This is a genomic window from Acinetobacter seohaensis (assembly GCF_056431365.1).
The window spans coordinates 1-8,145 of the sequence record NZ_JBWKMK010000113.1 but is presented as its reverse complement, the minus strand read 5'-3'; the positions used below and the strand labels follow the sequence as shown (position 1 = coordinate 8,145).

The window sequence follows — 8,145 nt, the reverse complement described above, 5'->3', positions numbered from 1 at the left end:
TCAAATGGCGATTCAGCGTTTAATTGGTTTTGGGAAAAAAGAAGAGTTTAAGGAAATTTTGGCAATTTTAAGAAAGCAGAATCCTGATAGGATAAGGGTTCTGTGAAATTTGTCGTGTACAGAGATAAGAACTATATAAATTATTTATTGACAATCTTCAGATTGATTACCAAGAGATATTAGCTGGATGTTTACTTTTTTCGTTCAAAAAAAAATACATAACTTAAGAGAAGGCGTATACTTTATAATAACAAATAGAATCACCTAGGAGCAGACAAATGCCTCTCAAATTTGTAATCCGATTCGCGAGTATTTTGTTTTCATTATTAATTCTGGTTGTTATCGCGACTCAATTTTTATTTTCAAGTAAGGTAACAACGGACATATGGATCATTTCATTTCCTATTATTTTGGCTATTCCAATCTTGACATCTATTGTTTTTGCAAAAAATGATGAATTCAGTATCCATTCTATGGATTAATGTATTTATATGAATTGATAAAGTAATGTCCTAATCACTGAAAAGCTCATTACAAGGTGGGCTTTTTTATTGTCCAATAACAAGAAGAAATAGGATGTACTGAGAATTAATCAATGGTTGTTAAGTCTGGATAAGAGTAAAATGGGTACATTGAGTGCAACAATGCACAAGCCTGTATATCTGTGTTATGGCATGCTAAGATATCAGACCGTATATCGGTCAAATAATCTCAAAGCTTGATTGACGGTCAAGACCATATTTCACCTCAATCATGGCAAATTCTATCTCGACATCATCATTAATCACCGCAAGTATTGTTTCACATACACTGGATTTCACCCAGTCTCTATAACCTTTAAGATAGTATTCCTTTACCTAATTCTGGAGGTAAATCACGCCAGGGACTACCGGTTCGAGCAATCCACTCAGTACAGATTTAAGAAATAGTCTATTATTTTTATCTCTGCACCCGTGGTCTAGCCATTATAGATTTATCATCCTAATTTGGCTAATTCTCAGCAGCCCCTAATAAAAAAGTGGGATTCACCAAATACTTTACCCTATTTAATAGTCTTGTATTTTGCTGTTAATGGCAACCAAACTAAATAGCTATAAACGAAAACAGCTACGACCATCGCGATATGAAATGCCCAATCAACCCAATAACTGAGATCGAACAAAGTAGCGGAAAAGTATAAAGGTAGGAAAAAGAATCCCAATATAGCAATACCTAAAGCTATCCAAGCGCTACGTCGATGATTGAATGTTTTTTGCCTATTTTTGATTAGCCAATATAACCATGGCATGATTAGCAGGGTGAGCAGTATTACAACGAGAAGCCCATTTTCTAGTATGGCCTCCCACAACATCATCAGCATTTGATAAATTATCATTATAATTTCCTGTTCCTGATTGGCAAATTAAACACGCCCTTTCGCTACAGCCATGTAGGCTGGCTTGAGCATCATTTCCTCTAAAAACCAAGCAAAGTAACTTTCTTTCAATGGATCAACAAATGGTACAGTGGGTGTTAAATTATTTTCATAGTCAAATTCAACCAACATTGCTTTACCCTCTTCAATTAAAAGTGGGCAAGAGGTATAACCATTAAACTTCTGACTTGGTAATTGACCTTTCATCACATCAATCAAATTTTGTACTACCACTGGAGCAGATAATTTGACTGTAGCTGCAGTTTTACCTTTTGGAGTGCCATTGATATCACCTAATCCAAAAACATTAGGGTAGCGAGTGTGTTGCAATGTATATTTATCAACCTCTAGCCAACCAATAGAATCAGCAAGCGGGCTGTTTTTTACACTATCTACAGCAACCATTGGTGGCACAAGATGTATAAAATCATACATTTCTGTATGCTGATTTCCCTGTGTATCGACAAAAAAAGCAGTTTTCTTATCGACGTCAATACCTGTTAATTTTCGTTCAAAATAAACATCAATTGGTTTTTCAAGTGATTGCCAACGGTTAAGAACATTTTCATTGACCTTAGGAACACTAAAAACTTGTTTGCTTGGGCTAAAAAAATCGATTTGGCTATTGCTCAGTGTGCCAGCTTGTTGCAAGCGGTCATATAACATAAATGTCATTTTTAACGGTGCACCTGCACATTTCATATCCGTATGCGCCAGGGTCATTACTGCTCGTCCACCACGTTTTCGGAATTCGTCCATCTGATGCCAAGTTGCTAAAGCTATTTCGGGGCTAGCATAGACACTACCAATTCCGTTTTTACCCAAATCACTGTTGGATAGACCTTGAATTTGTTCATACCCTAAACGCAGTCCGGTAGCAACCACCAAAAAATCATACTTTATTGTTTCACCTGCCTCTGTCACTATTTGATTTTGGTCAGGCTCAAATGCTTGCACATTAGATTGAATCCAATTCACATCTTTGGGTACAAGGCTTGTATTATCATTTAATACTTTATCAACTGATTGCCATATCCCAGTTGCCAATAAGGTATAACCTGGTTGATATCGATGCGTGGTATTATGATCAATAAGTATTAGCTTGGCATTCGGCAACTGTTTGCTTAAGCGGTTAATCGCTGCCAGCCCGGCCAATCCTGCTCCTACTACAACCACAGTAACCGCATTCGTTTCTGCTGAAGCCTGAGTGGTATGACTTAAATGCAGACCTGCTGTAGTGATGAGTCCGACACCAGCTGCCATTTTTAGAAAATCCCGTCGATTATTACGAATACTCATGTATTCTCCTTTCGAATCTTTTTTATCGTTAAAGTGTTATTCAATGACCGGCTTTAGAATCTCTATTTCATTTCTGATCTTAGGTCATATATAGATCACTCACATCAATCTATTTTAGCCATCTATCCTAATAAAATTAGGATAGATGGGATCATATTATCTAGTTAATTTTGCTTAAAAAACAAAATTTTTCATAGCCGACCAAAGCACTATAATTGATCAATCCTGATGCTGATTTTTTGTATAGGTTCTTTTAGCCTGTTATATTTTTATTTACAAGCAGATTAAATTATATACAAATTTATCTCATTAAATCACTTTTTTGATGCTTGGTTAGTATGTGCTAAGAGCCTAGATTAATATATTAAATTGAAAACAGTACTACAGCATCAGAAAGAAAAAACCAACTGATGCATCACTTACGAAATTAGTATTCGTAGTTATTATTGATTGACCATTCTTGTAATTTTCCAAACTTGATCTGGTCATTAAAAAGCAAATCATTGTTTGCTAGCGTCCTACTCTCATCTGTTGGACAGAAACCATCATCACAGTCTGAATCGACGACCCAGCAGCCGCGGACAAATAGGATTTCATTTCCTTCTTGCTCCAGCTGTTTTTCTACCCGTTGAATTGCTTCATCAATGTTTTTTGCGCCTAAATAAGCTGTCACATACGCATAGGATTCCGATGGATCCGATGCTTTTTTAAATTCAATGCCTACACAAAAAAGATGGTTTTTCATCATTTACTCCTCATTTATTTTTAGTCCAAATCTCTCATCAAACTTATTCAGATCCAGCAATTTTTTGCATCTAAAAAAACTGAACCTCTATAGAAAATAGGTCAGTAAGGAAAACCTCACTGACCTGTGTTTAAAACTTAATACGCCAATTTTAACAGAAATCTAAACAGTCCTGCGACCAAGGCCAAGCTTAAAAAACCAGCCAGCCATAAGCCAATAAACCATTTCAATTCAGAAATTTTCATTCAGCCTCCTTAATGATAACCCTCATCACCCACGCGCACTTTATCCCTGAAAACCCAATACGATAGTCCGGTATAAATAAGAATGATCGGAATTAAAATCAGTGCGCCAATAAGGGCGAACAATTGACTACTGGCAGGTGCTGCAGCCTCCCAGATAGTGATGGATGGTGGAATGACATAAGGCCATAAACTAATCAGAAAACCGCTATAAGCGAGAATCACCAAAGCCAAAGTATAAATGAATGGCAGGAACTCTTTGCGCTGCTTACAGGCTTTGATTGCCAGGAAAGTAAACAGCAGAACCAGTACGGGTACCGGGCTAAAATAAAAGAGTTGCGGTTGACTGAACCAGCGTTCTGCAATTTGAGGATGAGCCAAAGGCGTATAGATGCTGACACAAACAAAAATCATCAGTAATGAAATCAGCAGTTTTGGCATCAATTCAAACATGCGGTTCTGCAGCATTTTTTCGGTTTTAAAGATCAACCAGCCACATCCTAGCGTTGCATACAATACGACTACACTTAAACCGGTAAACAGGGAAAAAGGTGTTAACCAATCCAGACCGCCGCCAGTATAGATGCCATTCGTGGTTTCAATCCCCTGAATATAGGCTCCCAAAATCAGTCCTTGGAAAAATGAGCTCAAGATCGACCCCCAAATAAAGGCCTGATCCCATAAATGTTTGGTTTTATTGGCCTTAAACCGGAATTCGAAGGCAACGCCCCGGAAGATCAGCGCGATCACCATTAGAATGATTGGGATATACAGGGCGGACAGTACAGTGGAATACACTAAGGGAAATGCAGCAAATAATCCTGCACCACCCAGTACCATCCAGGTTTCATTGCCATCCCAGACGGGCGCGACGGTATTCATCATAACATCACGTTCCTGTCGATCACCAATAAAGGGAAATAGAATACCGATACCGAGATCAAAACCATCTAGCACGACATAGATCAGCACTCCTAATCCAATAATTAGAATCCAAATTAATGATAAATCGATCATTTTTGATTCTCCTGAGATTGTGTAGGACTTACTTTATCCAGATCGCTCTCCTCATCAATTGTACTTAAAGGACGTTTTGATGCCTGTATGACCGCCTGCTCACTATGGGGTGCCGAATGTATAAACTCCGGACCTTTACGCATCAATTTCAGCATGTAGAAAATGCCAACACCAAACACAATAAAGTAGACCATTACAAAAATGATCAGGGTTAAACCCACCTGTTCCGCTGAAACTGGAGAAAGTGTATCTTTGGTACGCAATACACCATAAACAACCCATGGTTGACGACCGACTTCAGTGGTAAACCAACCTGCAAGTAAAGCGATAAATCCTGAAGGTCCCATGTATAGCGCAAATCTATGCAACCATACCGAGTCATAGAACTTGTCAGTTTTTCTTAGCCATGCACCTAGCACCGCCATTAAAATCATCAGTACACCAAGTCCGACCATAATCCGGAAACTCCAGAACACGACCAGCGAGTTTGGACGGTCTTCAGGTGCAAATTCCTTTAAGCCTTTGACTTCACCATCTAAGGTATGTGTCATGATCACGCTACCTAGATTCGGAATTCCGATCGCATACTTGGTTTCTTCAGCTTCCATATCTGGAATACCAAATAAATACAGTGGCATGCCATGATCTTTATTGGTTTCCCAGTGTCCTTCCATAGCTGCCAGTTTGGCCGGTTGGTGTTCTAGGGTATTCAAGCCATGTAGATCTCCGACAAACATTTGCAATGGTGCCAATGCGAGAATCATCCACATGGCCATGGAAAATGATTTTTTCACCAAGGCATCACGACGGCCTTTTAATAAATGAAATGCGGCTGTGGCAGCTACTAGCAAAGCAGAGACCAGAAAGGAAGCCATTGCCATATGTGCCAATCGATAAGGGAAAGATGGATTAAAGACAATCGCAAACCAGTCTTGCGGGATGATGATCCCATTTTCAATGGTGAAGCCTTGTGGCGTCTGCATCCAACTGTTTGAGGACAGAATCCAGAACATGGATATACAGGTACCTATAGCCACCATCAGCGTTGCGAAAAAATGGGTTTTGGGTCCCACTCTGCCCCAACCAAATAGCATAATCCCCAGAAAACCAGCTTCAAGGAAGAAAGCACTTAAAACCTCATAAGCTAATAATGGTCCAGTCACACTGCCGGAAATCCGTGAAAACTCACTCCAGTTGGTACCAAACTGATAGCTCATCACCACGCCAGAGACCACGCCCATACCAAAGGACAGGGCAAAGACTTTGATCCAGAACTTAAATAAGTCTCGGTATACTGGATCGTTAGTTTTAAGCCAACGCCATTCCAGAACAGCCAGAAAACTGGCCAAACCAATAGAAATGGCAGGAAAAATGATATGAAACGATACGGTAAATGCAAACTGGATACGCGCCAGTTCTAGCGCGGTTAACCCTAAGTCCATGTTGTCACCTTATCCTTCTATTAATGGGTGAAAAGATTTCAGCAAAACACTCTGAAATATCGTTTTATGTATATTTAAATTTAAGTGTGTCCACATATTTACAGTATTGTAAATACGTAAGCCTTCACGTTTGCATGCCCACATTACTTTTTTAAGGCTGAGATAACTCATAATGCTGCTAACAGGCAACAAAGTATTAATTTTCATGATTAAAACTCTTTAAGATGTTGTGTGGTACAAACAGATCAACTGTTTGATGTGACAAATCGTGTCTTAAAGAGCCAAAGGAGGCGCTCTGCCCTGCGGCAGCAAATACAGCTTCTGTAAGCTGAAATAGACATGCCGGAAAACAGTCTGATAGAAATTTAATCTGACTTGAATCCGGTCCAGAACTTCATCAATCCCCAACTTAAATGGCAGCACCAAATCACCATAGACCTTACAATATTGGCATTGATGGTTATGTTCATTGTGATCGTGGAAATGTTGAAGCATCAAATCCTGTAGCAGCTCATGATGAACCGAGTGGATATGATGATGATCAGCAGGCGAAAGAAGATTGTGGGTGATCGACATACAGACCGGAGCAATATGAAATTTTTCCGGCAGCAGAGGCTGTAAATATACTGCAATTTGCAAAAGTATGGCTGCAAATGCAATAAAGATTCCACTTCGCTTCAGCAAGTTTTCTCTCGACTGGCATCGAATAAGAGGGATACGCTGGATAAAAAGATGAAATTTAAAGATAAATTCCTACTTATTTACTCAGCTTTTCATTCTATAAATATATAATATATATTCGTTTTTGAAAAGCAAAAAAAAATAAATAAAAAGTTGATTAAATTAAACACTTAAGATAATAAAATAACTTTCTCTTACAGTTGATGCAGGAGAAAGTTATTTATTGTACAAAGAGTGTTCAGAAGAAGACTTTGCTTACTTGAAATAATTGAGAGGCAATTTTAAGTAAGATACGCCATTTTGTTCTGGTTGGGGAAAGCGTCCCGCATTCATATTAATCTGAATGGATGGCAGAATCAGCTCAGGCATTCTCAAGGTTGCATCACGTTTTTGGCGCATTGCAACAAACTCCGCTTTTTCTGTGCCAATATGAATATGAATATTAAACTGTTTCTGAGTTTTGATATCCGTTTCACAGATGTAGTCATGACGTGATTCCGGTAAATAGTCATGACATAGGAAAACACGAGTGTCTTCAGGCAACTGATAGAGGGTCTGTACAGAGTCAAATAAAGTCGCAGCACTGCCCTTAGGAAAATCACATCGTGCCGTTCCATAATCAGGCATAAACAAGGTATCACCCACAAAAACAGCATCCCCAATCACATAACTCAAGCATGCAGGTGTATGGCCAGGAGTAGGAATATTATAGGCTTTCAGGTTGCCAATATGAAATTCTTCGTGATCCTGAAATACATGATCAAATGTCTGGTAAGCATTGAATTGTTTGATATCAATATTATAGATTGAGCTAAAGGTGTCCTGTACCAGTGAAATTCGTTCGCTCATCGCTGTTTTTCCACCGAGTTGCTGTTTTAAATACTGTGCTGCTGTTAAATGATCTGCATGTACATGCGTTTCCAAAATCCACTCAACCTGTAAGCCCTGCTCTTTGACATACGCGATGATTTGATCGGCATGCGTGGTAGATGTCACTGCTGAAGCAGAGTCATAATCGAGAACACTGTCGATAATCGCACATTGTTTTGTGGCTGGATCTGAAACTACATAACTGAATGTATTTGTTTTAGGATCAAAAAAATCTTTTACATTTGGTTGAGTCGACATAGTCTTACTCCTTTTTAAAATTTAGAAGCTCACAGAGCACATTTAAAACTTATAGGACTTACGCATTGACGGATTCAAAAAAGTATTAAAATACTTTATAAAGTATCTGTGATCAGACGAATTAAACATGCTTCTACAGCAACTTGTACATTACCCATTTATATGGGCTTTCTCATG

8 protein-coding genes are annotated in these 8,145 nt (G+C 38.7%); all 8 read right to left on the bottom strand.

The window, feature by feature from the left end; genetic code table 11:
• Positions 1 to 1,042: 1,042 nt before the first annotated feature.
• The 8 genes from AC07E5_RS10360 to AC07E5_RS10325 all read right to left on the bottom strand — a co-directional run bounded on the left by AC07E5_RS10360 (position 1,043) and on the right by AC07E5_RS10325 (position 7,968).
• Positions 1,043 to 1,375, bottom strand: a complete 333-nt coding sequence (locus AC07E5_RS10360) for a hypothetical protein (RefSeq protein WP_004973783.1) — start codon at positions 1,373 to 1,375, stop codon at positions 1,043 to 1,045.
• 27 nt (positions 1,376 to 1,402) lie between these two features.
• Complete coding sequence (locus tag AC07E5_RS10355) at positions 1,403 to 2,713, bottom strand: NAD(P)/FAD-dependent oxidoreductase (protein WP_498625403.1); 1,311 nt, start codon at positions 2,711 to 2,713, stop codon at positions 1,403 to 1,405.
• A gap of 427 nt (positions 2,714 to 3,140) precedes the next feature.
• The gene (locus AC07E5_RS10350; protein ID WP_004973778.1) at positions 3,141 to 3,458 is read right to left on the bottom strand and encodes a hypothetical protein; all 318 of its coding nucleotides are present in this window, start codon (positions 3,456 to 3,458) and stop codon (positions 3,141 to 3,143) included.
• Positions 3,459 to 3,712: 254 nt separating this feature from the next.
• The gene (cydB, locus tag AC07E5_RS10345; RefSeq protein WP_086197093.1) at positions 3,713 to 4,717 is read right to left on the bottom strand and encodes a cytochrome d ubiquinol oxidase subunit II; all 1,005 of its coding nucleotides are present in this window, start codon (positions 4,715 to 4,717) and stop codon (positions 3,713 to 3,715) included.
• On the bottom strand, positions 4,714 to 6,159 hold the full coding sequence (locus AC07E5_RS10340; protein WP_498625402.1) for a cytochrome ubiquinol oxidase subunit I: 1,446 nt from the start codon (positions 6,157 to 6,159) through the stop codon (positions 4,714 to 4,716). The genes cydB and AC07E5_RS10340 overlap by 4 nt, the downstream gene beginning before the upstream one ends.
• A gap of 9 nt (positions 6,160 to 6,168) precedes the next feature.
• The gene (locus tag AC07E5_RS10335) at positions 6,169 to 6,366 is read right to left on the bottom strand and encodes a hypothetical protein (protein WP_016165461.1); all 198 of its coding nucleotides are present in this window, start codon (positions 6,364 to 6,366) and stop codon (positions 6,169 to 6,171) included.
• A 66-nt stretch (positions 6,367 to 6,432) separates the two neighbouring features.
• Positions 6,433 to 6,843: a DUF2946 domain-containing protein gene (locus AC07E5_RS10330; RefSeq protein ID WP_498625400.1), complete on the bottom strand. Its 411-nt coding sequence runs from the start codon at positions 6,841 to 6,843 to the stop codon at positions 6,433 to 6,435.
• 252 nt (positions 6,844 to 7,095) lie between these two features.
• The gene (locus AC07E5_RS10325) at positions 7,096 to 7,968 is read right to left on the bottom strand and encodes an MBL fold metallo-hydrolase (protein ID WP_267581323.1); all 873 of its coding nucleotides are present in this window, start codon (positions 7,966 to 7,968) and stop codon (positions 7,096 to 7,098) included.
• Positions 7,969 to 8,145: the final 177 nt, after the last annotated feature.

Excerpts from the sequence above, each read along its gene's own strand:
- AC07E5_RS10360 (WP_004973783.1), bottom strand. The coding sequence starts at position 1,375 with ATGATAATTTATCAAATGCTGATGATGTTGTGGGAGGCCATACTAGAA.
- AC07E5_RS10355 (WP_498625403.1), bottom strand. The coding sequence starts at position 2,713 with ATGAGTATTCGTAATAATCGACGGGATTTTCTAAAAATGGCAGCTGGT.
- AC07E5_RS10350 (WP_004973778.1), bottom strand. The coding sequence starts at position 3,458 with ATGAAAAACCATCTTTTTTGTGTAGGCATTGAATTTAAAAAAGCATCG.
- cydB (WP_086197093.1), bottom strand. The coding sequence starts at position 4,717 with ATGATCGATTTATCATTAATTTGGATTCTAATTATTGGATTAGGAGTG.
- AC07E5_RS10340 (WP_498625402.1), bottom strand. The coding sequence starts at position 6,159 with ATGGACTTAGGGTTAACCGCGCTAGAACTGGCGCGTATCCAGTTTGCA.
- AC07E5_RS10335 (WP_016165461.1), bottom strand. The coding sequence starts at position 6,366 with ATGAAAATTAATACTTTGTTGCCTGTTAGCAGCATTATGAGTTATCTC.
- AC07E5_RS10325 (WP_267581323.1), bottom strand. The coding sequence starts at position 7,968 with ATGTCGACTCAACCAAATGTAAAAGATTTTTTTGATCCTAAAACAAAT.